At 59.3% G+C, this 23504-nt stretch carries 24 protein-coding genes; 13 read left to right on the top strand and 11 right to left on the bottom strand.

The genetic code is table 11. The features are described 5' to 3' along the window. Window positions 1-3 precede the first annotated feature (3 nt). From ACJTMZ_RS17620 to acpT, 9 genes are read left to right on the top strand one after another with little or no spacing between them, the layout of a single operon-like run. Window positions 4-426 (top strand): thioesterase family protein, encoded by a 423-nt coding sequence (locus tag ACJTMZ_RS17620; protein ID WP_006812302.1) that lies wholly within the window; start codon window positions 4-6, stop codon window positions 424-426. After that, a complete protein-coding gene (locus tag ACJTMZ_RS17615) occupies window positions 423-1028 on the top strand; it encodes a LolA-related protein (protein WP_252011038.1) in 606 nt (201 codons plus the stop codon). Before ACJTMZ_RS17620 ends, ACJTMZ_RS17615 begins: the two co-directional genes overlap by 4 nt. Then, the gene (locus tag ACJTMZ_RS17610) at window positions 997-3318 is read left to right on the top strand and encodes an MMPL family transporter (protein ID WP_252011040.1); all 2322 of its coding nucleotides are present in this window, start codon (window positions 997-999) and stop codon (window positions 3316-3318) included. Before ACJTMZ_RS17615 ends, ACJTMZ_RS17610 begins: the two co-directional genes overlap by 32 nt. Continuing rightward, complete coding sequence (locus ACJTMZ_RS17605) at window positions 3315-3893, top strand: DUF3261 domain-containing protein (RefSeq protein WP_058700997.1); 579 nt, start codon at window positions 3315-3317, stop codon at window positions 3891-3893. Before ACJTMZ_RS17610 ends, ACJTMZ_RS17605 begins: the two co-directional genes overlap by 4 nt. Window position 3894: 1 nt before the next feature. Beyond that, window positions 3895-5061 carry a beta-ketoacyl-[acyl-carrier-protein] synthase family protein gene (locus ACJTMZ_RS17600; protein ID WP_045347714.1) on the top strand — a complete coding sequence of 389 codons (1167 nt, stop codon included), beginning with the start codon at window positions 3895-3897 and terminating at the stop codon, window positions 5059-5061. Then, window positions 5058-5534, top strand: a complete 477-nt coding sequence (locus ACJTMZ_RS17595) for a 3-hydroxy-fatty acyl-ACP dehydratase (protein WP_094314641.1) — start codon at window positions 5058-5060, stop codon at window positions 5532-5534. The genes ACJTMZ_RS17600 and ACJTMZ_RS17595 overlap by 4 nt, the downstream gene beginning before the upstream one ends. Beyond that, the gene (locus ACJTMZ_RS17590; protein ID WP_026094333.1) at window positions 5528-6259 is read left to right on the top strand and encodes a 3-ketoacyl-ACP reductase FabG2; all 732 of its coding nucleotides are present in this window, start codon (window positions 5528-5530) and stop codon (window positions 6257-6259) included. The genes ACJTMZ_RS17595 and ACJTMZ_RS17590 overlap by 7 nt, the downstream gene beginning before the upstream one ends. Beyond that, a complete protein-coding gene (locus ACJTMZ_RS17585) occupies window positions 6256-7485 on the top strand; it encodes a beta-ketoacyl-ACP synthase (RefSeq protein WP_213775002.1) in 1230 nt (409 codons plus the stop codon). The genes ACJTMZ_RS17590 and ACJTMZ_RS17585 overlap by 4 nt, the downstream gene beginning before the upstream one ends. A gap of 2 nt (window positions 7486-7487) precedes the next feature. Continuing rightward, window positions 7488-8081: a 4'-phosphopantetheinyl transferase AcpT gene (gene acpT / locus ACJTMZ_RS17580; RefSeq protein ID WP_032649774.1), complete on the top strand. Its 594-nt coding sequence runs from the start codon at window positions 7488-7490 to the stop codon at window positions 8079-8081. Here acpT and arnF read toward each other — a convergent pair. The 8 genes from arnF to ACJTMZ_RS17540 all read right to left on the bottom strand — a co-directional run bounded on the left by arnF (window position 8053) and on the right by ACJTMZ_RS17540 (window position 16205). Next, the gene (gene arnF / locus ACJTMZ_RS17575) at window positions 8053-8436 is read right to left on the bottom strand and encodes a 4-amino-4-deoxy-L-arabinose-phosphoundecaprenol flippase subunit ArnF (protein ID WP_252011042.1); all 384 of its coding nucleotides are present in this window, start codon (window positions 8434-8436) and stop codon (window positions 8053-8055) included. The two genes, acpT and arnF, sit on opposite strands and share 29 nt — an antisense overlap. Further along, on the bottom strand, window positions 8433-8756 hold the full coding sequence (gene arnE / locus ACJTMZ_RS17570; RefSeq protein WP_015571497.1) for a 4-amino-4-deoxy-L-arabinose-phosphoundecaprenol flippase subunit ArnE: 324 nt from the start codon (window positions 8754-8756) through the stop codon (window positions 8433-8435). Before arnE ends, arnF begins: the two co-directional genes overlap by 4 nt. After that, on the bottom strand, window positions 8756-10375 hold the full coding sequence (arnT, locus tag ACJTMZ_RS17565; protein WP_252011044.1) for a lipid IV(A) 4-amino-4-deoxy-L-arabinosyltransferase: 1620 nt from the start codon (window positions 10373-10375) through the stop codon (window positions 8756-8758). Before arnT ends, arnE begins: the two co-directional genes overlap by 1 nt. Next, window positions 10372-11274: a 4-deoxy-4-formamido-L-arabinose-phosphoundecaprenol deformylase gene (arnD, locus tag ACJTMZ_RS17560; RefSeq protein ID WP_017384103.1), complete on the bottom strand. Its 903-nt coding sequence runs from the start codon at window positions 11272-11274 to the stop codon at window positions 10372-10374. Before arnD ends, arnT begins: the two co-directional genes overlap by 4 nt. Beyond that, window positions 11271-13253 carry a bifunctional UDP-4-amino-4-deoxy-L-arabinose formyltransferase/UDP-glucuronic acid oxidase ArnA gene (arnA, locus tag ACJTMZ_RS17555; RefSeq protein ID WP_032669021.1) on the bottom strand — a complete coding sequence of 661 codons (1983 nt, stop codon included), beginning with the start codon at window positions 13251-13253 and terminating at the stop codon, window positions 11271-11273. The genes arnD and arnA overlap by 4 nt, the downstream gene beginning before the upstream one ends. Beyond that, window positions 13250-14233: an undecaprenyl-phosphate 4-deoxy-4-formamido-L-arabinose transferase gene (arnC, locus tag ACJTMZ_RS17550; RefSeq protein ID WP_180260756.1), complete on the bottom strand. Its 984-nt coding sequence runs from the start codon at window positions 14231-14233 to the stop codon at window positions 13250-13252. The genes arnA and arnC overlap by 4 nt, the downstream gene beginning before the upstream one ends. A 1-nt stretch (window position 14234) precedes the next feature. Further along, window positions 14235-15374, bottom strand: coding sequence for a UDP-4-amino-4-deoxy-L-arabinose aminotransferase (gene arnB / locus ACJTMZ_RS17545; RefSeq protein ID WP_058686442.1), 1140 nt, complete (start codon window positions 15372-15374; stop codon window positions 14235-14237). Window positions 15375-15698: 324 nt separating this feature from the next. Next, a complete protein-coding gene (locus tag ACJTMZ_RS17540) occupies window positions 15699-16205 on the bottom strand; it encodes a phenolic acid decarboxylase (RefSeq protein WP_017384099.1) in 507 nt (168 codons plus the stop codon). A gap of 99 nt (window positions 16206-16304) precedes the next feature. On the opposite strand from ACJTMZ_RS17540, the gene ACJTMZ_RS17535 reads away from it, so the two are divergent. The 3 genes from ACJTMZ_RS17535 to ACJTMZ_RS17525 all read left to right on the top strand — a co-directional run bounded on the left by ACJTMZ_RS17535 (window position 16305) and on the right by ACJTMZ_RS17525 (window position 18782). Next, window positions 16305-17186, top strand: coding sequence for a LysR family transcriptional regulator (locus tag ACJTMZ_RS17535; protein ID WP_017693822.1), 882 nt, complete (start codon window positions 16305-16307; stop codon window positions 17184-17186). Between the two features lie 32 nt (window positions 17187-17218). Then, window positions 17219-18013 (top strand): SDR family NAD(P)-dependent oxidoreductase, encoded by a 795-nt coding sequence (locus ACJTMZ_RS17530; protein ID WP_017384097.1) that lies wholly within the window; start codon window positions 17219-17221, stop codon window positions 18011-18013. 106 nt (window positions 18014-18119) lie between these two features. Then, a complete protein-coding gene (locus ACJTMZ_RS17525) occupies window positions 18120-18782 on the top strand; it encodes an HAD family hydrolase (RefSeq protein ID WP_003861228.1) in 663 nt (220 codons plus the stop codon). Between the two features lie 60 nt (window positions 18783-18842). Here the strand turns inward: ACJTMZ_RS17525 and ACJTMZ_RS17520 are convergent, their stop codons facing one another. Both ACJTMZ_RS17520 and ACJTMZ_RS17515 read right to left on the bottom strand, forming a co-directional pair. Next, window positions 18843-19868 (bottom strand): TerC/Alx family metal homeostasis membrane protein, encoded by a 1026-nt coding sequence (locus ACJTMZ_RS17520; RefSeq protein ID WP_015571505.1) that lies wholly within the window; start codon window positions 19866-19868, stop codon window positions 18843-18845. Between the two features lie 87 nt (window positions 19869-19955). Beyond that, window positions 19956-21155, bottom strand: coding sequence for an NAD(P)/FAD-dependent oxidoreductase (locus ACJTMZ_RS17515; protein ID WP_017693820.1), 1200 nt, complete (start codon window positions 21153-21155; stop codon window positions 19956-19958). A gap of 228 nt (window positions 21156-21383) precedes the next feature. Between ACJTMZ_RS17515 and pitA the strand changes: the two genes are divergently transcribed. Continuing rightward, complete coding sequence (pitA, locus tag ACJTMZ_RS17510; protein WP_017384176.1) at window positions 21384-22883, top strand: inorganic phosphate transporter PitA; 1500 nt, start codon at window positions 21384-21386, stop codon at window positions 22881-22883. A 54-nt stretch (window positions 22884-22937) separates the two neighbouring features. Here the strand turns inward: pitA and uspB are convergent, their stop codons facing one another. Beyond that, complete coding sequence (gene uspB, locus ACJTMZ_RS17505; RefSeq protein ID WP_003861224.1) at window positions 22938-23273, bottom strand: universal stress protein UspB; 336 nt, start codon at window positions 23271-23273, stop codon at window positions 22938-22940. Window positions 23274-23504 lie beyond the last annotated feature (231 nt).

The raw sequence follows: 23504 nt of genomic DNA, 5'->3' as shown, positions 1-23504 counted from the left end.
AGGGTGCTGACCGATCCCCGCTTTACGGCTGAAGTTGAAATCACCGTTCCGTTCCACGACGTCGATATGATGGGCGTGGTGTGGCACGGCAACTACTTCCGCTACTTTGAGATTGCCCGCGAAGCGCTGCTCAACCAGTTTGATTACGGCTATCGCCAGATGAAAGCGTCCGGCTACGTCTGGCCGGTGGTGGATACCCGGGTGAAATACCGCGACGCGGTGACCTTCGAGCAGCGCATTCGCGTCCGCGCCCACATTGAAGAGGTTGAAAACCGTCTGCGCATCGCCTATCAAATCTTCGACGCGCAAACCGGGAAACGCACCACCACCGGCTACACCATTCAGGTGGCGGTGGAAGAAGCAAGCCGGGAGATGTGCTTTGTCAGCCCGGCCATTCTGTTCGAACGCATGGGGATCGCGCCATGAAATGGATAACGCTACTCGCGCTGCTGGTAAGCCCGCTGGTGAACGCGATCACGCTGGATGAACTGCAACAGCGGTTTGCGGAGCAACCGGTGGTGCGCGCGCACTTCGAACAGACCCGCACGATCAAGGATATGCCTCAGCCCCTGCGCTCGCAGGGGGAGATGCTAATCGCCCGTGACAATGGCCTGCTGTGGGATCAAAAAGCGCCGTTCCCGATGACGCTGCTGCTGGATGACAAACGGATGGTGCAGATCGTCAACGGTCAGTCGCCGCAGACCATTACCGCCGACACTAACCCGCAGATGTTCCAGTTCAACCATCTGCTGCGGGCGCTGTTCCAGGCCGACCGCAAGGTGCTGGAAGAGAACTTCCGCATCGATTTCAAAGATCTGGGTGAAGGCCGCTGGTCGCTGGTGCTGACGCCCGTCACCACGCCGCTGGACAAGATTTTCTCCACCCTTGATTTGAAGGGCGCGATCTATCTGGAATCCATTCGCCTGAACGATAAGCAGGGCGACACGACGGATATCGCCCTCTCCCGCCACCAACTGACGCCCGCCCGCCTGACCGATGCAGAACGCCAGCGCTTTGCCGCACCGTAACGCCCTGCGCCCGGCGCTGCTGTGGGCCGCGGTATGCCTGATCCTGCTGGGCGTGCTGCTGTCGCTGCTGCCCGGCGCGCGGCTGAACAGCAGCGTGCTCGCCATGCTGCCGAAACAGACGCTCGGCGCGATCCCTCCCGCTCTCAACGACGGATTTATGCAGCGCCTCGACCGCCAGCTCATCTGGCTGGTCAGCCCCGGCAAACAGCCGGACCCGCGCGTGGCGCAGCAGTGGTTAACCCTGCTGCAACGCAGCCAGGCGCTGAGTGTCGTAAAAGGTCCGCTGGATGCCGCCGGGCAACAGGCCTGGGGAGATTTCTTCTGGCAACACCGCAATGGCCTGGTCGATCCGGCCACCCGCGCCCGCCTGCAAAACGGCGGTGAAGCGCAGGCCCAGTGGGTCCTGTCCCAGCTCTACTCCGCCTTTTCCGGCGTGAGCGGCAAGGAGCTGCAAAACGATCCGCTGATGCTGATGCGCGGCGCGCAGCTCGCACTGGCGAAAAACAGCCAGAAGATGCAGCTGATGGACGGCTGGCTGGTGACAAAAGACGCGGCCGGGAACTACTGGTATCTGCTGCACGGCGAGCTGGCGGGCTCGTCGTTTGATATGCAGCAAACCCACCAGCTGGTGACCACCCTTAACGCGTTGCAGCAGACGCTGAAAAGCCAGTATCCACAGGCGCAGCTGCTCTCGCGCGGGACGGTGTTCTACAGCGATTACGCCAGCCAGCAGGCTAAAAAAGATATTTCCACGCTTGGCGTCGCCACGGTGCTCGGGGTGATCCTGCTGATTGTGTCGGTGTTTCGCTCCGTGCGTCCGCTGCTGCTGAGCCTGCTCTCCATTGCCATCGGCGCGCTGGCGGGGACGGTCGTGACGCTGCTGCTGTTCGGTGAACTGCACCTGATGACGCTGGTGATGAGCATGAGCATCATCGGCATCTCGGCGGACTATACGATTTACTACCTCACGGAGCGGATGGTGCACGGCGCGGAACACTCGCCCTGGCAAAGCCTGGCGAAAGTACGTAACGCGCTGCTGCTGGCGCTGCTGACCACCGTCGTGGCGTATCTCTTCATGATGCTGGCCCCCTTCCCCGGCATTCGTCAGATGGCGGTGTTCGCCGCCGCAGGGCTGAGCGCCTCGTGCCTGACGGTAATGTTCTGGCATCCGTGGCTGTGCCGGGGCATGCCGGTCCGCCCGGTCCCCCTGAGAGGGATGATGCAGCGCTGGCTGAACGCCTGGCGCGACGGTAAAGCCCTCTCTGTCGGGCTGCCGGTAGCGCTGGCGCTGCTCTCCGCCATCGGGATCGCCAGCCTGCGGGTGGATGACGATATCGCCCGGCTTCAGGCGCTGCCGCAGGACATTCTGGCGCAGGAAAAAACCATCACCGCCCTGACCGGGCAAAATGTCGATCAGAAGTGGTTCGTGGTGTACGGCGCGTCGGCTCAGGAAACGCTGGAGCGGCTGGAGGCGTTTACCCCGGCGCTGGCGCAAGCGCAAAAAGCCGGTGAATTAACCCGCTGGCGCACCCTGCCGCTGAACTCGCTGGCGCGGCAGAACAGCGATCTGCATCTTCTGCGTAACGCCGCGCCGACGGTGATGAAAATGCTGCAAAGCACGGGGCTGAACGCCGTCCCACCGAACCTGAACGCCATGCCTGTCAGCGTGGAAGCGTGGCTCGCCAGCCCGGCCAGCGAGGGCTGGCGTTTGCTGTGGCTGACGCTGCCGGACGGCAAAAGCGGTGTGCTGGTCCCGGTCGATGGCGTCAGAAACAGCGCCGCGCTCGGTGAGCTGGCCGCCCGCCATCCCGGGGTCGTCTGGGTTGACCGTAAGGCCAGCTTCGACAGCCTGTTTGCGCTCTACCGCTCGCTGCTGACGGGGCTGCTGGGCGTGGCGCTGGCGGTGATTGCCTGCGGCGCGATGCTACGCCTCGGCTGGCGAAAAGGGCTGGTGGCGCTGGTGCCGTCCGTGCTGTCGCTGGCCGGTGGGCTGGCGGCGCTGGCCGTGACGGGCCATCCGGTGAACCTGTTTTCCCTGCTGGCGCTTGTGCTGGTCCTCGGCATTGGCATCAACTACACGCTGTTTTTCAGCAACCCGCGCGGCACGCCGCTGACCTCCATGCTGGCGATTACCCTCGCCATGATGACTACCCTGCTGACGCTGGGGATGCTGGTGTTCAGCACCACTCAGGCCATCAGCAGCTTTGGCATTGTGCTGGTGAGCGGTATCTTCACCGCGTTCCTGCTCGCCCCGCTGGCGATGCCGTCTAACAAAGAGAACTTACCATGACCCGTTTCATTCGCCTGGCGGCAGTGATGATGGCCCTGTTGCTGGCGGGGTGTAGCCATACGACGAACCGCGATGACGCGCGCCCTCAGGCCTGGCTCCAGCCCGGCACCCGCGTCACGCTGCCCCCGCCGGGCATCACGCCTGCCATCCGCGCGCAGCAGTTGCTTACCGGCAGTTTTAAAGGCCAGACCCAGTCGCTGCTGGTGATGCTGAACGCCGACGGAGATAAAGTGACGCTTGCCGGCCTCTCCTCCGTCGGGATCCGCCTGTTCCTCGCCACCTACGACGACACCGGGATCCACACCGAGCAGTCGGTTGTGATGCCGCAGCTGCCGCCCGCCAGCCAGGTGCTGGCCGACGTGATGCTGAGCCACTGGCCGCTCAGCGCCTGGCAGCCGCAGTTGCCGAAAGGCTGGACGCTGAACGATACTGACACCAGACGCGAACTGCGCAACCCCGAGGGCAAACTGGTCACGGAAATTGTCTACCTGAACCGTAACGGCAGGCGCGAACCGATTAGCATTGTGCAGCACGCTTTTCACTACCACATCACCATTCAATATCTGGGTGACTGAGATGATTTACCTTTCTGCCGTTGGCATGGTCAACGCGCTCGGCAACTCGGCTGATGAAGTAGCGGCGAACCTGATCGCTGGTGTGGCACCCGGGATGCGCCAGCGTGCGGGCTGGCTACAGGGCTTACCCGAGGCCGTGCTGGGGGGCGTGGAGGGTGAACTTCCCCCTGTCCCCGAGTCTTTTTCTGCGCATCGCAGCCGCAACAACCAGCTGCTGCTGGCGGCGCTGGCGCAAATCCGGCCCGCCGTCGATGCGGCCATTGCGCGCGTAGGGCGCGACCGCGTGGCGGTTGTGCTGGGCACCAGCACCTCCGGGCTGGACGAGGGTGATGAGTACGTGCGCCGCGCGCAGAACGGCGAGAGCAGCCCGCAGTGGCAATATCCGCAGCAGGAGCTGGGCGATCCGTCGCGCTTTCTCGCCCGCTGGCTTGCGCTGGACGGCCCGGCGTATACCATCTCAACCGCCTGCTCCTCCAGCGCGCGGGCGATCGTCAGCGGTCGTCGTCTGATTGACGCCGGGCTGGTGGACGTCGCCATCGTCGGCGGGGCCGACAGCCTGAGCCGCATGCCGGTCAACGGCTTCAACAGCCTGGAGTCCTTCTCCCCGACCCTGTGCGAACCGTTTGGCCGCCACCGTCGGGGGATCACCATTGGCGAAGCGGCGGCACTGATGGTGCTGACCCGCGAGCCGGGCGAGGTTGCGCTCCTGGGCGCGGGGGAATCCAGCGATGCGTACCATATTTCCGCCCCGCATCCGCAGGGCGAAGGGGCGATCCGTGCCATCAACCAGGCGCTGAACGAGGCGGGCATGACGGCGGCGGACGTCGGTTATATCAACCTGCACGGCACCGCCACGCCGCTGAACGATCGCATTGAGGCGCAGGTGATCCATGATCTCTTTGGCGACCGCGTGCCGTGCAGCTCCACGAAACATCTTACCGGCCACACGCTGGGCGCAGCGGGGATCACCGAGGCCGCCCTGAGCTGGCTGATCCTGACCCGAGACCTGCCGCTGCCGCCGCAGGATTTTTCCCGCTACGCGCCAGACGACACCCTGCCCGCCTTCGGCCTGCTGCACCAGAGCGCACCGCTGAATAAACCGGCGATCCTGTCAAACTCCTTCGCGTTTGGCGGCAACAACGCCAGCCTTCTGCTGGGGAGGGTATGATGCGCTACTTACCTCCCGGGGATTATCTTCCTCACGACACGCCGATGCTGCTGCTTGAGAGCGTGGAAAACGTCACCGATGACCGCGCCGTTTGCAGCGTGACGGTGAACGATCGGGGCGTTCTGGCTCCGTTCCTGGACGCGGACGGCAACCTGCCTGGCTGGTTTGCGCTGGAGCTGATGGCCCAGACCGTGGGCGTCTGGTCTGAATGGCACCGGATGCAAAAAGGGCTGCCGCACTGTGCGCTGGGCATGGTGCTGGGCGCGCGCGAGCTGGTGTGCGACGCAGGGCATTTTGCCGCAGGCTGCACGCTGACCATCACCATCGAACGTCTGATGCAGGATGAACGCTTTGGCAGCTTCGAGTGCGCCATTCATGCGGATAATGTCTCCCTCGCCACGGGCCGCGTGAACACCTTCCAGCCGAGCGAGGATGAATTAACCACACTTTTCAACCAGGGAACACCATCATGAGATCCGTACTGGTCACCGGCGCCAGCAAAGGCATTGGCCGCGCTATCGCCCTTCAGCTTGCGGCGGACGGTTTCACCGTCGGCGTGCATTACCATCGTGATGAAGCGGGCGCGCAGGAGACGCTGGAAGCGATTGTCCAGGCAGGCGGCGCGGGCCGTTTACTCACCTTCGACGTGGGCAACCGCGAGCAGTGCCGCACGGTGCTGGAACAGGAGATCGCTGACCACGGCGCGTGGTATGGCGTGGTCAGTAACGCCGGTATTACCCGCGACGGTGCTTTTCCGGCGCTCAGCGACGATGACTGGGACAGCGTGATCCACACCAATCTCGACAGTTTTTATAACGTCATTCATCCCTGCATTATGCCGATGATCGGCACCCGCAAGGGCGGGCGGATCATCACCCTGTCGTCGGTGTCAGGCATTATGGGCAACCGTGGGCAGGTGAACTACAGCGCGGCGAAAGCCGGGATCATCGGCGCCACCAAAGCGCTCGCCACCGAGCTGGCAAAACGCAAAATCACCGTCAACTGCATCGCGCCGGGGCTGATCGATACCGGCATGATCGAGATGGACGAAGCCGCGCTGCACGCGGCGATGTCGATGATCCCGATGCAGCGTATGGGCCAGGCCGAGGAGGTCGCCGGGCTGGCGAGTTACCTGATGTCGGATAAAGCAGGCTATGTGACGCGTCAGGTGATTTCGATTAACGGAGGCATGCTATGACCCGCCGGGTAGTGATTACGGGCATGGGCGGCGTCACCGCGTTCGGCGAGGACTGGCCGACCATCTCGCGCCGTCTGTGCGAGTATGAAAATGCGGTGCGTACCATGACGGAGTGGCAGGCGTATGACGGCCTGCAAACCCTGCTCGCCGCGCCGATTGAAGACTTCACTCTCCCCGCTCACTATACCCGTAAGCGCATTCGCGCCATGGGCCGGGTGTCGCTGCTCTCTACCCGCGCCACCGAGCTGGCGCTGGAGCAGGCGGGACTGATCGACGACGCGGTGCTGACCAACGGTCAGACCGGCATCGCCTACGGCTCGTCGACCGGCAGCACCGGGCCGGTCAGCGAGTTTGCCTCTATGCTCACCGAAAAGCACACCCACAACATCACCGGCACCACCTACGTGCAGATGATGCCGCACACCACGGCGGTGAATACCGGGCTGTTCTTTGGCCTGCGCGGACGGGTGATCCCCACCTCGAGCGCCTGTACCTCTGGCAGCCAGGCGATTGGCTACGCCTGGGAAGCGATTCGTCACGGCTACCAGACGGTGATGGTGGCAGGCGGCGCGGAAGAGCTGTGCCCGTCGGAAGCGGCGGTTTTCGATACCCTGTTTGCCACCAGCCAGCGTAACGACGCGCCAAAAACCACGCCGTCGCCGTTTGACGTTCAGCGCGATGGTCTGGTGATTGGCGAAGGGGCGGGCACGCTGGTGCTGGAAGCGCTGGATCACGCCAGAGCGCGCGGGGCGACAATCTATGGCGAGATCGTGGGCTTTGCCACCAACTGCGATGCGGCGCACATCACCCAGCCCCAGCGTGAAACCATGCAGGTGTGTATGGCGCAGTCGCTGGCGATGGCGGGCCTTGGCCCTCAGGAGATTGGCTACATTTCTGCCCACGGCACGGCAACCGATCGCGGGGACATCGCCGAAAGTCAGGCGACCGCCGCCATTTTCGGCGACAGCGTGCCCATCTCATCCTTAAAGAGTTATTTCGGTCATACCCTGGGCGCCTGCGGCGCGCTGGAAGCCTTGCTGAGTCTGCACATGATGCGGGAGGGCTGGTTCACACCGACGCTCAATTTAAGACAACCGGATGAGCAATGCGGCGCTTTAGATTATATTATGGGGGAAACCCGCCCGATTGATTGCGAATTTATTCAGAGCAATAACTTTGCCTTTGGCGGCATCAATACCTCGATAATCATTAAACGCTGGGCGTAACTATGTACCAGTTTGTACTGGGAAAGATCTCCACCCTTAGCGCGGACCCGCTGGCGTCAACGCTCGCAGACATGGCACCTCAGGGTGCACGACACGCTTCCTGGCTTGCAGGCCGGACGCTGCTCGCCAGAACCTTATCCCCCTCACCGCTTCCCGAGATAATTTACGGCGAGCAGGGAAAACCGGCCTTCGCTAACGGCCATCCTCTGTGGTTTAACCTGAGCCACAGCGGGGACGACATTGCCCTGCTGATGAGCGATGAAGGTGAAGTGGGCTGCGATATCGAAGTGATCCGCCCGCGGGAGAACTGGCAGGCGCTGGCGAATGCCGTTTTCAGCCTCACCGAACATGACGAGCTGGAGCGTGAAGCGCCGGAAGAGCAGCTTTCCGCATTCTGGCGCATCTGGACGCGCAAAGAGGCGATCGTCAAACAGCGTGGCGGCAGCGCGTGGCAGATTGTCAGCATTGACAGCACCGCCCAGTCCCTCCCGGTCAGTCAGCTACGCTTCGGCTCGCTGAGCCTGGCGGTCTGTACCCCTACGCCTTTCACCTTAACGGCGGAAGCGGTTACTTACTCCGGTATCTCTGCGGCATAAAAATGACCAGCACGCCGAGTATAATCAAGCCGATGCCCGCCAGCCCGCGCCAGGAAAAGTGTTCTCCCCAGCCGGGCAGTAAAATTGCAGCACTCCACACCAGGATGTAACTGAGGCTCAGCAAGGCATACGCTTTGCTGAGCGCCATACGATGCAATGCCAGATACCAGCAGCCCATTGAGGCGCAATAGCCTGTCAGCCCCAGCATCAGCGCGCCTGTACCGGGGGCTATATGCCAGAGGGCAGCCCAGAAAGCGTCGCTCATCGGGGGCAGCGTCACCATCGCATGACGCAGCAGCAGCTGCGCCACGCTGACTAACACTACGCTGCATAACGCCCAACACGCACCGTTCACAGGCTTCCTCCCAGCAAAATAACCCCGACGATAATCAACCCGACGCCCAGCCAGTGACGTAGCGGGACAGGCTCATGCCAGACGATTTTTGCCGCCAGCGTTACCCAGACAAAGTTAAGGCTCAGCATGGGGTACGCCACCCCGACGGGCAGATGCTGCAATACCACCAGCCAGGCAACCATCCCGCCCCCCAGCATCAGCAGGGCCAGCCCAAGCCACAGGGCGACCTGCTGACCGCCGCCTGCCCGGGTCGCCTGTTTCTGGCACAGTTGACCTGCGCAGCTCAACAGGCTTGCCAGCACCAGCCAGATCCAGGCCATCACTGCGGCAGATATTGCAGGTAAGCCAGACGCCCCTGAATCGTCAGGTTGTCCGGTTTTGGCAGCCCGGCGCGGGCCAGGTCGTCGTTTTTCGACAGCAGGATCACCAGCGACACCGGTCCCTGCTGACGATGCGCTTCAAGCCAGTGCGCGATATCATCTTTGCTCACAAAACGCCCCTTAGCGTCCGGATAATCCAGGCCGTATTTCAGCTCGCCGCTCTGCCCATACAAAATGATGTCATTACGCTGAAGCTCCCACGCCAGCCCGGAGGCTATACCAACGTTGTTCGCCAGGACGAATTTACTCATCTGTAATGGCTCGCGAACGGAATCCACCAGCGACTGCGGCTGTTTGGAATCCACTACCCGGTCCGGGATCGCAAAACCCACCAGCAGCGCCAGCCCGGCAGGGCAAAGCGCCGCCAGCCACCAGCGCTGCGGATTTTTAAGGGTAAACCAGCCCACCGAGGCCCAGATAAGAAAAGCCACTACCGCACAGAAGAGTTTGTACATCTCGACCGATGTCCACGGCGAGGCCACCAGCGCCGCCAGCGTGCCAAGCACGCCAAACGCGATATTGATCCCACCGTTAATACGTAACGCTTTTTCGGCGACGGTGCAGGCGTAGCGCGCCATCAGGATCGCCAGCGGCGCAAAGCACGGCAGGATATAGGTCGGCAGCTTGCCTTTGGCGATGCTGAAGAACAGCAGCGGCATCACGATCCAGCCCAGCAGATAAAGCCCCGCCCTCTCGTTTTCTCTGTCTCGCCATCCCAGGCGTAGCGCGCCCGGCAGCATCGCCAGCCACGGCAGACTTCCCGCGATGAGGAACGGCAGATAGTACCAGAACGGCGCTTTATGCTGGGCATCGCTCCGGGCAAAGCGCTGGATATGCTCCACCCAGAAGAAGTAACGCCAGAAATCCGGTTCACGCTGAGCGATTGCCAGCCCCCAGGGCAGGACGATAAGTACGCAGCTGAGGATCGCCAGCCAGCCGAAAACCAGCACCTCCTTCCAGCGTTGTTGCGCAATCACCCACGGCAGCACGCCAATCACCGGTACCGCCAGCGCCAGGAAGCCTTTGGTCATGACGCCCATGCCGCAGGCCAGCCCCAGCAGAATGTAGCCCCCCGCTTTTCCGGCTATCGTTTTCGCCTGCGAAGCCAGCCAGAAGCTGCACATAGCCGCCACCAGCCAGAGGGTGATAATGGGATCCAGCACGGCGTAGGTGCCGATGCCATAGACCAGGAACAGGGTTAAGAAGATCAGGCCGGAGAAGATCGCCACCCGCTTATCCTGCCAGAGACGCCAGGCCAGCCAGATCACCAGCAGCGCCGTCAGCCCGGTGCAGAATATCGCCCCCGCGCGAACGGCAAAATTGGTGTGTCCAAATAGCCATTGCCCGATGCTGTTCACCCAGTAACCGGCAATGGGTTTTTCAAAGTAACGCAGCCCGAGGAAATGCGGGACCACCCAATCGCCGGAGGCCAGCATTTCGCGGCTGATTTCCGCATAGCGCGTTTCATCAGGCTGCCATAACAGGCGAAGGTTGACCGGAAGGAGGTAGTAAACGACAAACAGGGCGAGAAGCGTCAGGCCATAGCGGGCTGTTTTCATAGTGCCGGGCTCACGGTTTGTTGATAGCCAAGCCAGCCTTCCCGGCCAGCCATTTCACGACGGACGATTTTTCCCAGGGGCAGCGTGCCAGGATCGTCCGGCAACAGCTGGCTTAACGGGCAGAACTGAATGCCCTCCTGCGCCGCCAGCGCAAGCAACGCGTCAAAATCCTGCTGATACGCAATGCCTTCCACTTCGGCATGGATGGTATAAACCGGCGTACCGGCATCGCGGTGCATCGCATCCAGAATGTAACGGTTAAACCTGTCGGCACTCACCTCGCGCCCGACCACTTCATCCCACGTCGGAAGGGTGACCGGAATCTGCACCGTGCCGGTTCGGTTTTCCCCCAGCAGCGGTAAAAACGGTCCGGTGCCCCGGCAATCGCTGTTGTAGCGAAAGGCAAAGTGTTCTTTGGCCTTCACCACGCGCTGGTCGGCCCGCCATCCCGCCACGGCGGAACAGCGCACAGGCTGGCCGGTAATGGCTTCCAGCTCCAGCACGCCGCGCTCAACCTCACGCGCCAGGCGGGGGATATCCCACACGCCCGCCCAGGCCTGCCAGGCATGGTGATCCCAGGCGTGCAGCCCCACTTCATGATGCTGCGCGGCCTTGCAGATGATCGCTTCATTTTCCGCGCCGATGCGCCTGCCGGGCCATGCGGTTCCGGCCAGCAGGATATCCCAGCCGTAGAGCGATGCCGCGCGCGAGCGCAGCATTTTGTACAGAAAGGCCGGTTTAACCAGGCGCCACAGGTGACGCCCCATATTGTCTGGCCCGACGCTGAAGAAAAGCGTCGCGCGCACGTTGTGTTTGCTCAGCAGTTCCAGCAGCCGCGGCACACCCTCGCGCGTGCCGCGAAAGGTGTCGACGTCAATGCGTAAACCGACCTTTTTCATGATGCCTGTTCCGACAGCTCCACGGTGCGCAGGAAGAAGTCGAGCGTTTCATCAATGGTCTGCTCCATCTTCACCGTCGGCGTCCAGTTCAGGCAGCGCTTCGCATTGCGGATGCTCGGCTTGCGGTGCTCAACGTCCTGATAACCCTTGCCGTAGTAGCTGCTGCTCTCCACTTCGCGGAAACCGGCAAACGGCGGGAACTGGCTGCGCAGCGGGTGACGTTCAAAGCTTGCCAGCAGCATTTCCGCCAGCTCGCGGATGCTCGCTTCGTTGTCCGGGTTACCGATGTTGATGATCTCTCCGTTACAGCGGCCGTCTTTGTTTTCGATGATGCGGAACAGCGCTTCAATACCGTCGCTGATATCGGTGAAGCAACGTTTCTGTTTGCCACCTTCAATCAGCTTAATGGGCGAACCTTCCACCAGGTTGAGGATCAGCTGGGTGATAGCGCGGGAGCTGCCGATACGCGCGGCGTTCAGGTTGTCCAGGCGCGGCCCCATCCAGTTAAACGGGCGGAACAGGGTAAAGCGTAGCCCCTCTTTCTCACCGTATGCCCAGATCACGCGGTCCAGCAGCTGTTTGGAGACGGAGTAGATCCAGCGCTGCTTGTTAATCGGCCCGACCACCAGACTGGAGGTGTCTTCATCGAAGTTATTGTCGGTACACATGCCGTACACTTCCGACGTCGACGGGAAGATGATGCGCTTATCGTATTTCACGCAGTCGCGGATAATCTTCAGGTTCTCTTCGAAATCGAGTTCGAACACGCGCAGCGGGTTACGGGTGTATTCAATCGGGGTGGCAATCGCTACCAGCGGCAGCACCACGTCACATTTTTTGATGTGGTACTCGATCCATTCGGAATGGATGCTGATGTCCCCTTCAACGAAGTGGAAACGGGGATTAGTGAGGAATCGACCGATCGCATCGGATCCGATATCGAGACCGTAGATCTCGTAATTGTCGTCTTCCAGCAGCCGTTCGGTCAGATGGTTACCGATAAACCCGTTCACGCCGAGGATTAAGACGCGCGTGCGGCGTTTGATCGCCACCACCGGCGCGCTGGTGATCAGCGCCCCCGCCACCAGCCCAAGAGACTGCGCCAGCTGCGCCCCCTGCACGTACAGCCCGTTATCCGTTTGTCCGGTGACGATCTCCAGCGCCTGCTCGCCGCAGCTCACAATCAGCGGAGAGACGGAGATGACGGTGCCCGGTTTTGCCGCCGGAATGTCCTCACGCACGCGGGATTTCCAGACGATAAATTTACTGACCCCGGCGAAGCTGTACGCGCCCGGCCACGGGTCGGTCACGGCGCGCACCAGGTTATGCAGCTGACGCGCCGGTTTCGCCCAGTCCAGTCGCCCGTCCTCCGGCGTGCGGCGACCAAAACTGCTTGCCTTGCTTTCGTCCTGCGCGGTTTCGGTAAAAGTCCCCTGACGGATCGTCGGCAGCGCGTCGCGAAGCAGGCTTTGCGCGGCGATGCAGAGCTTGTGGTGCAGCTCCAGCGCCGTTTCATCAGCGCCAATGCCCACTTTCAGCTGTGCCACGATACCGCCCGCATCGGCACGGCGTACCATTTTGTGCAGCGTTACGCCGGTTTCCATTTCACCGTTAACCAGCGCCCAGTTCAGCGGCGCACGGCCACGGTAGGCAGGCAGCAGCGAGCCGTGCAGGTTAAATGCGCCTTTTGTCGCCACGCTCAGGATGTCGTCGCAAAGCAGATTGCGGTAGTAGAAAGAGAAAATCACGTCCGGCGCAAGCTTCTGAATACGATCCACCCACAGCGGATGGTTCACATCGTCCGGGGCGTAAACCGGAATACCGTGTTCAGCCGCAATACGCGCCACCGAGCCGAAGAAGTGGTTTTCCCCGGCAACATCCGGATGGGTGAAGATGGCGGTAATGTCGAAGCCTGCGTCCAGCAAGGCTTGCGTGCCCGTGCAACCCATATCGTGATAGGCAAAGACGACGGTTTTCATGGGTGGTTTTCCTCTTGAGATGCCAGGTGCTCCTGACGGACAACACGTTGAATAAAATAGCGCGGACGCGCGCGAACATCGTTGTAAATACGGCCAATGTACTCACCCAGCAGACCCATACCGATGAACTGGGCGCCAATGAACGTGAACAGCACGGCAAACAGCATAAAGACCCCTTCCGCCGCCCACTGGGGACCAAAGACCAGCCGCAGAACGACCAGCAGAACGGAAAGCGCAAACCCTGCCAGCGCGATAACGCTGCCGAACACGCTCAGCAGGCGCAGCGGCGTGGTGGTCAGGCAGGTGATCAGGTCGTACATCAGGTTGATCAGACGCATAAAGCTGTACTTTGACTCCCCGTGCTCGCGCTCGGCGTGCAGCACCGGGATCTCAGTCGCTTTGCGGGCAAAGGTGTTCGCCAGAATCGGAATGAAGGTGCTGCGTTCGTGGCAGTGCAGCATGGCGTCGACGATGTGGCGGCGATAGGCGCGCAGCATGCAGCCGTAGTCGCCCATCGCTTTACCGGTGGTGCGCTGGATCAGACGGTTGATGGTGCGAGACGCCAGCTTACGGAACAGGCTGTCCTGGCGGTTTTGCCGCACGGTGCCGACCACGTCGTAGCCTTCGTCGGCTTTGGCGACCAGACGCGGGATCTCTTCCGGCGGGTTTTGCAGATCAGCATCCAGGGTAATCACCAGATCGCCCGTCACGTGGCTGAACCCGGCCATGATTGCCGAGTGCTGGCCGTAGTTACGGTTGAGCAGTACGGCAACAATGTGGCTTCCCTCCGCCTGCGCGGCGTCGGTCAGCATCCGCGCGGAGTCGTCGTTGCTGCCGTCGTCCACCAGCAGAATTTCATAAGCTTTGCCGAGCGTCTCGCAGGCGGCAGTCGTGCGGCGGATCAGTTCCGGCAGGCTCTCCTGCTCGTTATAGACCGGGATCACCACGGAAACTTTTTGCACGGGCGGCACGCTGAACATATCAATGCCCTGCAAGCTGATGGAGCGCGGTAATGACGCGGGTTGTGTCGTCATGGGTCATGTCCGGGAAAAGAGGGAGAGAACAAATACGCGCGCTGTTCCATTCCGAGTTCGGAAGCGATACATCAGGGAAACGCTCGCGGTAGTATTTTTGCGTATGTGCCGCACGGAAATGCAGGCCGGTGCCGATGCCCTGCTCTTTCAGCGCGGCCATCAGGGCATCACGCGAGAGGCCGCACCGGGCCTCATCCACGCGAATGATAAACAGGTGCCAGGCGTGCAGATGCGGCCAGGACGGAATGCGCAGCGGCTGGAAAGGGGTATCCGAGAGTTCAAGCAGGTAGCGGTCGGCAATGTCGCGACGGCGCTTATTGGCTTCGCCCAGCTTGCCGAGCTGCACCAGCGCCAGCGCGGCGTTGATATCCGCGAGGTTGTATTTAAAACCCGGGGTGATGACCTCGGCCTGCGGCGCGCGGCCATGGGTCTGGCGGTCATAGGCATCAACGCCCAGACCGTGGAACTTCAGGCTACGGATGTTTTGCGCCAGCTGCTCGTCATCCGTCACCACCAGCCCACCTTCGGCGCAGGTCATGTTTTTGATGGCGTGGAAGGAGAATATTGCGGTGCCCCGCCAGCCTACATGACGGCTGTGGTAGTACGTTCCGGCGGCATGGGCCGCGTCTTCAATGACAGGAATACCGTGACGTTCACCGACGGCGCGGATGGCGTCAATATCGCACGGCGCGCCCGCATAATGCACCGGCACAATGGCTTTGGTGCGAGGCGTAACGGCGGCGTCGACCGCTTCAGGCGTCACCATCAGCGTGTCTCTGTCGACGTCGATCATCACCGGTATGGCACCCAGCAGCACGATCATATTCAGCGTCGATACCCAGGTCAGGGAGGGCGTAATCACCTCATCGCCGGGACCAATCCCCATCGCCATCAGGGTGACGTGCATCCCCGCCGTGGCAGAGGAGACGGCAATCGCATGACGATTTCCCGTCAGCGTACAGAACGCCTCTTCAAGCATCTGATTTTTCGGCCCGGTGGTGATCCAGCCGGAGGTTACTACCTCCTGTACCGCGGCGATTTCCTCCGCGCCCATTGAGGGCCGGGAAAAAGGCAAAAAATCACGCATTATTAATTTCCTTGAGTTATGCATGGCAACTTTTTGATATTAACCAAATGCCGATGCGTTTATTTCAACGAACCATAAACTCATCTCAAGGTAACGTTCATTTCTTAGGGAAAAATTAAGATGGTGATAAAAAGGAGGAATGAATTGATATAAATTTATTATTAAACAATAGGTTAAGTGATTATGAATTATTTATTATGTGATTCCGCTCACCGTATTAAAGTCAATTATCTAAACCAAACATCAACAAATAAAAAAATCCCCGACCATTTCCAATAAATATGAAATGAGTCGGGAACTTTTCTTTTTAGTTAATTGTCGCGCTTATTTTAAATTATCAGGAAAGTTTTTTGGCAACTCGCTGGCCGCGCACGCAATAACGCTGTCGTCATTCGCACCGCAGTCGCGCACGAAGGTGATGGTGGCAAATTCATCAATCACTTCGGTTGGATAAGCTGGCCCGGCATCACGGTAGCTATTCATCAGTGGAATGTGATCGTTCTGGAAGCAGACGGTTTTTTCCGGATTATTCATGACCCAGCGCGGGAAGAAGATGGTGCCGTGGAACAGGCTGTCGCCCAGGTTCACGATCAGGCTCACGTCGGTACCGGTTGGCTCCGTCCAGGAAATTTTATAGATGCTCTCCCCAACACGAACAATGTAGGCCTGCTGATCTTTCACCCAACGGTTGCCCACCAGACCGCTGTGAATACGGTAGTCCAGGGTGTTTTCGTTTTTAACGTAAATTTCGTAGTTCCAGCCATTATCGTAGGTATATACCAGATGTTTGCCGACGAAGCCGCTTAAATCATGTTTATCGAAGGTGCTCATACGATGTCTCCTTTGTTTTGATGAGACGATCGTACCCCTTCAAAAAATGAATGAATAACGCTATGTTTGAATCAAATTCATCCAAAATTTAGATTAATTATGCACAAGACGACGCTCGAACAGTGGGCCTTGCTGGAGAGAGTCATCGAGGCTGGCAGCTTCGCTAAGGCGGCGGAAGAGACCCACCGCAGCCAGTCCTCGGTCAGCTATAACCTGTCGCTGTTGCAGGAGCGGCTGGGCGTGGCGCTCCTGATGACAGAGGGACGGCGTGCCGTGCTGACCCCGGCGGGTGAGCTGTTGCTGAATCAGGTTAAACCGCTGCTGAAAGCCTTCGCCTATGTTGAAACGCGCGCTGCGACCCTGCGCAGCGGGATGCGAACCCGTATCGATTTGATGGTAGACAGTATTTTTCCGCGCAGCCGGCTGTTCGCGATTTTGCGCCAGTTTCAGCAGCTGTACCCGCAAACGCAGGTGCGGCTTACCGAGGTGCTGGAAAACAGCCGCGCAGATGCGCTTAATGATGAAGCCGACGTGATGGTCTTAACCCGCCGCCAGGACATTACCGGCCTGGGCGAATGGCTGATGAATATCGATTTTGTTGCCGTCGCGCATCACGCTCACCCGCTGTTTGCGCTGGATACACCGCTTAACGACGAGATGCTACGACCGTGGCCGCGCATTCAGATCGCAGACAGCCAGCCCACCGCTCACCCCACCGGGGAGTCGTGGACCTTCTCAACCATCGATGCCGCGATCGAAGCGGTGATGTATCAGGTTGGATACGGCTGGTTACCGGAAGAACGCATTCAGACCCCGCTCCAGCAGGGCATCCTTAAAACGCTGCCGCTCAGCCACGGCGTACGTCGCGCCACGCCGCTGCACCTCATCGTCAAACGCTCCCTCAGCCCGCTGGACGAGCAGGTTGAGACGCTGTTGCGCCTTTTTAAACAGGAGCCGTCATCGTCAAGTGCTACGCTTTAAGTTTTGAACCATAAGATGACAAGGAGCGAATGATGAAAATTGATTTAACGGGGAAAGTAGCGCTGGTGACCGCGTCCACCGGCGGTATTGGGTTTGCCATCGCCCGCGGGCTGGCGGAGAGCGGTGCGGAAGTGATCGTGAACGGGCGCAGCGTCGACTCGGTGAACAAAGGCATTCAGGCGCTACAGCAGGTGGTGCCTGGCGTACAGGTCCGTGCCGCCATCGCCGATCTGAGCTCGCAGGAGGGCGTTGACGAACTGCTCAGGGTCGCCTCGCACGTCGATATTCTGGTGAATAACGCCGGGATTTATGGCCAGCAGGATTTTTATTCCACCGACGACGAGACCTGGGAACGCTACTGGCAAACCAACGTGATGTCCGGCGTGCGCCTCTCTCGTGCCCTGCTGCCCGGCATGGTACAAAAGGGCTGGGGTCGGGTAGTGTTTATCTCGTCAGAATCGGCCTGCAATATTCCTGCGGATATGATCCACTATGGCGTGACAAAAACCGCCCAGCTCTCGCTGGCGCGCGGTCTGGCGAAGTTCGTGGCAGGCAGCGGCGTGACGGTGAACAGCGTGCTGCCGGGCCCGACAATGTCGGACGGTTTTGCCGCGATGATGAAAGACGAGATCGAAAGAACCGGTAAATCGCTGGAACAGCTGGCGAAAGAGTTCGTGATGGCGAATCGCCCCAGCTCGGTGATCCAGCGCGCCGCCACGGTGGAAGAAGTGGCGAATATGGTGGTGTATGTCTGTTCCATGCAGGCCTCCGCGACTTCCGGCGCGGCGCTGCGCGTTGACGGCGGCGTGGTGGATGACATTGTTTGACCCGTCAGGCCACAGGTTCAGGAAAAAATGCGACCTGATATAAGGACTGTGAAGGTAAAGCAGGTAAACTAGTGAACAGAATGTGTATTTCAGCTAAGACGTATTTATGACCAATATGATTGCCGACGAAGCCGTGGCGAAGTCCAGCGTGCTCTCTGTCTTTGACTTTGATGGTACGTTGACGCACCACGACAGTTTTATCCCGTTCCTGCGCTTTGCCTTTGGCAAGCGCTACTTTGCTGGCCGACTGGTGCGCATGGCCCTGCCTACGCTGCACTGTGTGCGCCGCAAGCTGACGCGAGATGAGCTGAAAGAGGTGTTGATCAAAACCTTCCTGACGGGGGTGGATGAGCACTGGTTACGTCAGCAGGCGGAAGCCTTCTGTGAAAAATACTGGAACAAGCTGATGCGCCCGGAAGGTGTGCTGGCCGTCGCCAACGAGGTCAATTCCGGTGCGGAAGTGACGATTTGCTCTGCTTCCCCGGCGCTGGTATTGCAGCCGTGGGCCGATAAGCTCGGCATTAAGCTGATTGGCACGCAGCTGGAAGTGAAAGACGGCAAGCTGACCGGGCGGATCACCGGCCACAACTGCCGTTGTGCCCAGAAGGTGGCGAGGCTGGAGAAGGTGTATGGGGATTTGAACGCGTATCACCTGCGCGCCTGGGGCGACACGCGTGGCGACCACGAGTTGCTGGCGGCGGCGCAGGATCCGCACTGGCGGCATTTTCATCATCCGAGCAAGCGCCGAAATTCACCAATTAAGGGTTAGGTGCGGCCCGGTGCCCTCACCCCGGCCCTCTCCCACAGGGAGAGGGAGAAAAGCGGTACATCAGGCCTCACGTTTTCCCGGGAACATCACGCTCGCAATAATCCCCAGCGCCAGTACCCCCAGCACCACAAACAGGCTTGCCGTGGCGCCGATGTTATAACCGTGATGCCAGAAGTGGTCGGTCGCATTCAGCCCCAGCTTGAACGCCACGAAGAACAGCAGTAACACCACCGCTTTCTCCAGATGCACCAGATACTGCTTCAGCGCTTCCAGCACGAAGTAGAGGGTACGCAGGCCGAGGATCGCGAACATCATTGCGCTGTAGATGATCAGCGGCTCACGGCTGACGGCAATGATTGCGGGTACGGAATCGAAGGCGAACATCACGTCGGACAGCTCCACCACCGCGACGCAGAGCAGCAGCGGCGTCGCGTAGCGCTTCGCCTTCTTCACGCGGCCTACCATCACATCCTTGTTTTCAGGTTTCTCCAGTTCGGCATCCACCTCTTTCTGGGTCAGGATAAACGCATGGCTGCTGATTTTTGGCCACACCGGGTAGAAGCGTTTCACCAGGCGGTACGCCAGATGGTTGGAGTAATCTTCTACTTCATCGCTCTCTTCATTGCGTTTCAGCATCATCACCGCCGTCCAGCCGACGACCAGCGCAAAAATGACCTCAACATACGGTCCCAGGCTCAGCAGGCTGGTGCCAATGGCAACAAAAATACCACGGAACACAATCGCCCCGAGCACGCCCCAGTAGAGCACGCGGTGACGATATCTATCCGGCACGCCGAACCAGGCGAAGATCGCCATCATCACAAACAGGTTGTCGACGGAGAGCACCTCTTCCAGCGCATAGCCGGTCAGGAACAGACTGGCCATCTCCGCGCCGTGGTGCACGTATAAGAATCCGGCGAAGGCCATCGCCATCATGACCCAGAAGATGGACCACATGACCGCGCTTTTCAGCGAGATCGGTTTATCGTGACGGTGCATGAAGAGGTCGATAAACATCGCCCCAACGGCCATCACCACGAAGACAACAACGGTTTCCGTCGGGAAACCGAGATGAGCAGCAGACATAGACAACCCTTTTAAGAAGACAAAACACCATGCACACAATAAAAAGCGTGGACCCGATAAGGACGCAGCACGCTAAAAAAATAAATATTAACCGTTCTTTTCAGCGAGTGCCTGCGCGCATGCCCAGGCACTGGCCCACGCCCACTGGAAGTTATACCCGCCGAGCCAGCCGGTCACGTCCATCACTTCACCAATGAAATAAAGACCCGGCACGTTGCGGGCTTCCATCGTGCGGGATGATAGTTCGTTTGTATCCACGCCGCCCAGCGTCACTTCCGCCGTGCGGTAACCTTCGGTGCCGTTTGGCTGTACGCGCCAGTTCGTCAGCGTCTCCACCAGCGTTTCCTGCTCGCGGCTGTTGAGCTGCTTGAGCGCGACATCCGGAATTTGCCCTAACACCTGCAAGCACTCCACGAGACGCTTCGGCAGCTGCATCGCCAGGGTATTTTTCAGGCTTTGATTCGGGTGCGCGGCGCGTTGCTCGTTGAGGAAGGCGTCCAGATCGCAGTCCGGCACCAGGTTTACGGAGACAAACTCCCCCGGCTGCCAGTAGCTGGAGATCTGCAATACCGCCGGGCCCGAGAGTCCGCGATGGGTAAAGAGCAGATTTTCGCGGAACACCGTGCCGTCTTCGGCCGTAATGACCGACGGCACAGACACGCCGGAGAGCGTCTGAAGCTGTTCCAGCAGGGGCTTATGCAGCGTGAACGGTACCAGCCCGGCGCGGGTGGGCAGTACCTTCAGGCCAAACTGCTCGGCGATTTTATAGCCGAACGGTGAGGCGCCCAGACCCGGCATCGAGAGGCCGCCGCTGGCGATCACCAGGTTATCGGCGCTGACGGTTTCACCGTTGAGTTGCAGCGTGTAGCCCTCCTCGTCACGGGCGACGTCCAGCACTTCGGTGCGCAGGCGCATAACTACGCCGCCTTTTTCGCACTCGGCCACCAGCATATCGACAATTTGCTGCGCGGAGTCGTCGCAGAACAGCTGCCCCAGCGTCTTCTCATGCCACGCGATACCGTGTTTACCCACCAGCTCGATAAAATCCCACTGGGTGTAGCGCGCCAGCGCAGATTTGCAAAAATGACGGTTCTGGCTCAAATAGGCCGCAGGCTCGACATAAAGATTAGTAAAGTTGCATCGCCCGCCGCCAGACATCAGGATCTTGCGGCCAGGCTTTTTTCCGTTATCCAGCAGCAGCACGCGACGACCCGCTTGTCCGGCCATCGCCGCACAAAACATACCCGCCGCACCGGCGCCAATTACTACGGCATCAAACCTTTCCACGTCAAAATCCTCTTCGTTAACTGCCGCGGATTGTAAAGTTTCCTCAGTGGTCGCACCAGCGTAAAAAGATATTACAAAGCCATTTCATTGATATTTAAAGATTATCCTTTCAGGCACATTTCTCAAATCAGGTGGTATGTCAAAAAAAGTCTATATTTCACTTTGCCCGTTGCGCATTTGTCCTGGATAATGCGCCGCGTTCATGTCCTCAAAATGGCGTAACGTCCTATGCTACATTTGTTTGCCGGCCTGGATTTACATACCGGGCTTTTATTATTGCTTGCTCTGGTTTTTGTGCTGTTTTACGAAGCGATCAACGGCTTCCACGACACTGCAAACGCAGTAGCAACGGTTATCTACACTCGCGCAATGCGATCGCAGCTTGCGGTCGTTATGGCGGCGGTATTTAACTTTTTTGGTGTCCTCCTGGGCGGACTGAGCGTTGCGTATGCCATTGTGCATATGCTGCCAACGGATCTGCTGCTTAACGTGAGTTCCGGTCATGGCCTGGCCATGGTGTTCTCAATGCTGCTTGCTGCGATTATCTGGAACCTCGGTACCTGGTATTTCGGCCTGCCGGCATCCAGCTCTCACACCCTCATCGGCGCGATTATCGGTATCGGGTTAACCAATGCCCTGATGACCGGGACCTCCGTCGTTGATGCGCTGAACATCCCGAAAGTTATCGGCATTTTCGGCTCTCTGATCATCTCCCCTATCGTCGGTCTGGTGGTGGCGGGTGGCTTGATTTTCATCCTGCGTCGCTACTGGAGCAACACGAAAAAACGTGCGCGTATCCATCTGACGCCAGCAGAGCGTGAGAAGAAAGACGGCAAGAAAAAGCCGCCGTTCTGGACGCGTATCGCGCTGATCATTTCCGCTATCGGCGTCGCCTTCTCTCATGGCGCGAACGATGGTCAGAAAGGTATCGGCCTGGTGATGCTGGTTCTGATTGGCGTCGCACCGGCGGGCTTCGTGGTTAACATGAACGCCTCCGGTTACGAAATCACCCGTACCCGTGATGCGGTGAACAACGTTGAGACTTACTTCCAGCAGCATCCTGATTTGCTGAAGAAAGCGACCGGCGTGGACCAGCTGATTCCTTCTCCGGAGTCAGGCGCAACGACGGCACCGGGCGAGTTCCATTGCCATCCGGCAAACGCGATTAACGCGCTGGAACGTGCGAAAGGCATGCTGGCCGATATCGAAAGCTATGACAAACTGGCTGTTGAACAGCGTGGTCAACTGCGTCGCATCATGCTCTGTATCTCCGACGTGACGGATAAAGTCGCGAAGCTGCCAGAGGTTAATGCTGACGACCAACGTCTGCTGAAGAAACTGAAAGGCGATATGCTCAACACCATTGAGTACGCGCCAATCTGGATCATCATGGCGGTCGCGCTGGCGCTGGGTATCGGTACGATGATTGGCTGGCGTCGTGTGGCGACCACCATCGGTGAGAAGATCGGTAAGAAAGGCATGACCTATGCGCAGGGTATGTCCGCGCAGATGACGGCAGCGGTATCTATCGGTCTGGCGAGCTACACCGGTATGCCAGTCTCCACCACCCACGTACTCTCTTCGTCCGTGGCAGGTACCATGATTGTTGACGGCGGCGGTTTGCAGCGTAAAACCGTGACCAACATTCTGATGGCCTGGGTGTTCACCCTCCCGGCGTCCATCCTGCTGTCTGGCGGTCTGTACTGGATTTCGCTGAAGCTGATTTAATCGGCTGAAGGCGACAAAAAAGCGGGTCAGGAAACTGGCCCGCTTTTTTTATGCTCAGTGCCAAATCATCAGCGCAATCATACTCACCACAACCAGACCACACAGGGCGCTGGTCAAAATGAACTGACGACGCAGGCGCTCGCAGCGACGGATAAACTCTTCATCGTGGTGATCGCGGTAGCGTTGGTAGTAGATATACCCCACCAGACGCATCTGCTTGCTGGGCTGTCCGTGCGAGGTGAAGAACCCTCCACCGTCCACATACTGATAAAGCAACGGATCGCAACCACGAAGTACCACTAACAGCGCACGTAACGATGAGAAGTAGCGCGCCATATTCACTATGCAAACCACGCATAACGCCCAAAACAATGCGACGGTGCTAATCATACATCCTCCCCGGCGTCCGCCCACGAAGCAAGGCTCCTGAGCTACCGCACCCCAATGCCCTGACAGACAGTTCAGTGAAAGAATGACCAAAAGTCGATCCGGTTCGCGTTTTAATATCCGAACGGCTCATTAAATAGTGTAGGAGATCCGTTAATTTTTTTGCCACAAGGTTAATCGTTATCAACACCAAAGCTTGAAAAATATGTTTAACTGGGCCGTAATGAAAGCATC

This window comes from Enterobacter sp. DN (assembly GCF_046054285.1).
Taxonomy (GTDB): domain Bacteria; phylum Pseudomonadota; class Gammaproteobacteria; order Enterobacterales; family Enterobacteriaceae; genus Enterobacter; species Enterobacter hormaechei_C.
The sequence above is the reverse complement of the archived record's forward strand: the minus strand, read 5'-3'. Positions and strand labels throughout refer to the sequence as shown.

Bases quoted from the DNA above. Each gene is read 5' to 3' on its own strand.
- ACJTMZ_RS17610 (WP_252011040.1), top strand. From the start codon at position 997: ATGCAGAACGCCAGCGCTTTGCCGCACCGTAACGCCCTGCGCCCGGCG.
- ACJTMZ_RS17600 (WP_045347714.1), top strand. From the start codon at position 3,895: ATGATTTACCTTTCTGCCGTTGGCATGGTCAACGCGCTCGGCAACTCG.
- ACJTMZ_RS17605 (WP_058700997.1), top strand. From the start codon at position 3,315: ATGACCCGTTTCATTCGCCTGGCGGCAGTGATGATGGCCCTGTTGCTG.
- arnA (WP_032669021.1), bottom strand. From the start codon at position 13,253: ATGAAAACCGTCGTCTTTGCCTATCACGATATGGGTTGCACGGGCACG.
- ACJTMZ_RS17585 (WP_213775002.1), top strand. From the start codon at position 6,256: ATGACCCGCCGGGTAGTGATTACGGGCATGGGCGGCGTCACCGCGTTC.
- ACJTMZ_RS17530 (WP_017384097.1), top strand. From the start codon at position 17,219: ATGAAAATTGATTTAACGGGGAAAGTAGCGCTGGTGACCGCGTCCACC.
- arnB (WP_058686442.1), bottom strand. From the start codon at position 15,374: ATGCGTGATTTTTTGCCTTTTTCCCGGCCCTCAATGGGCGCGGAGGAA.
- arnD (WP_017384103.1), bottom strand. From the start codon at position 11,274: ATGAAAAAGGTCGGTTTACGCATTGACGTCGACACCTTTCGCGGCACG.
- arnE (WP_015571497.1), bottom strand. From the start codon at position 8,756: ATGGCCTGGATCTGGCTGGTGCTGGCAAGCCTGTTGAGCTGCGCAGGT.
- arnC (WP_180260756.1), bottom strand. From the start codon at position 14,233: ATGTTCAGCGTGCCGCCCGTGCAAAAAGTTTCCGTGGTGATCCCGGTC.
- pitA (WP_017384176.1), top strand. From the start codon at position 21,384: ATGCTACATTTGTTTGCCGGCCTGGATTTACATACCGGGCTTTTATTA.
- ACJTMZ_RS17535 (WP_017693822.1), top strand. From the start codon at position 16,305: ATGCACAAGACGACGCTCGAACAGTGGGCCTTGCTGGAGAGAGTCATC.
- ACJTMZ_RS17525 (WP_003861228.1), top strand. From the start codon at position 18,120: ATGACCAATATGATTGCCGACGAAGCCGTGGCGAAGTCCAGCGTGCTC.
- ACJTMZ_RS17615 (WP_252011038.1), top strand. From the start codon at position 423: ATGAAATGGATAACGCTACTCGCGCTGCTGGTAAGCCCGCTGGTGAAC.
- ACJTMZ_RS17540 (WP_017384099.1), bottom strand. From the start codon at position 16,205: ATGAGCACCTTCGATAAACATGATTTAAGCGGCTTCGTCGGCAAACAT.
- ACJTMZ_RS17595 (WP_094314641.1), top strand. From the start codon at position 5,058: ATGATGCGCTACTTACCTCCCGGGGATTATCTTCCTCACGACACGCCG.
- ACJTMZ_RS17520 (WP_015571505.1), bottom strand. From the start codon at position 19,868: ATGTCTGCTGCTCATCTCGGTTTCCCGACGGAAACCGTTGTTGTCTTC.
- acpT (WP_032649774.1), top strand. From the start codon at position 7,488: ATGTACCAGTTTGTACTGGGAAAGATCTCCACCCTTAGCGCGGACCCG.
- arnT (WP_252011044.1), bottom strand. From the start codon at position 10,375: ATGAAAACAGCCCGCTATGGCCTGACGCTTCTCGCCCTGTTTGTCGTT.
- uspB (WP_003861224.1), bottom strand. From the start codon at position 23,273: ATGATTAGCACCGTCGCATTGTTTTGGGCGTTATGCGTGGTTTGCATA.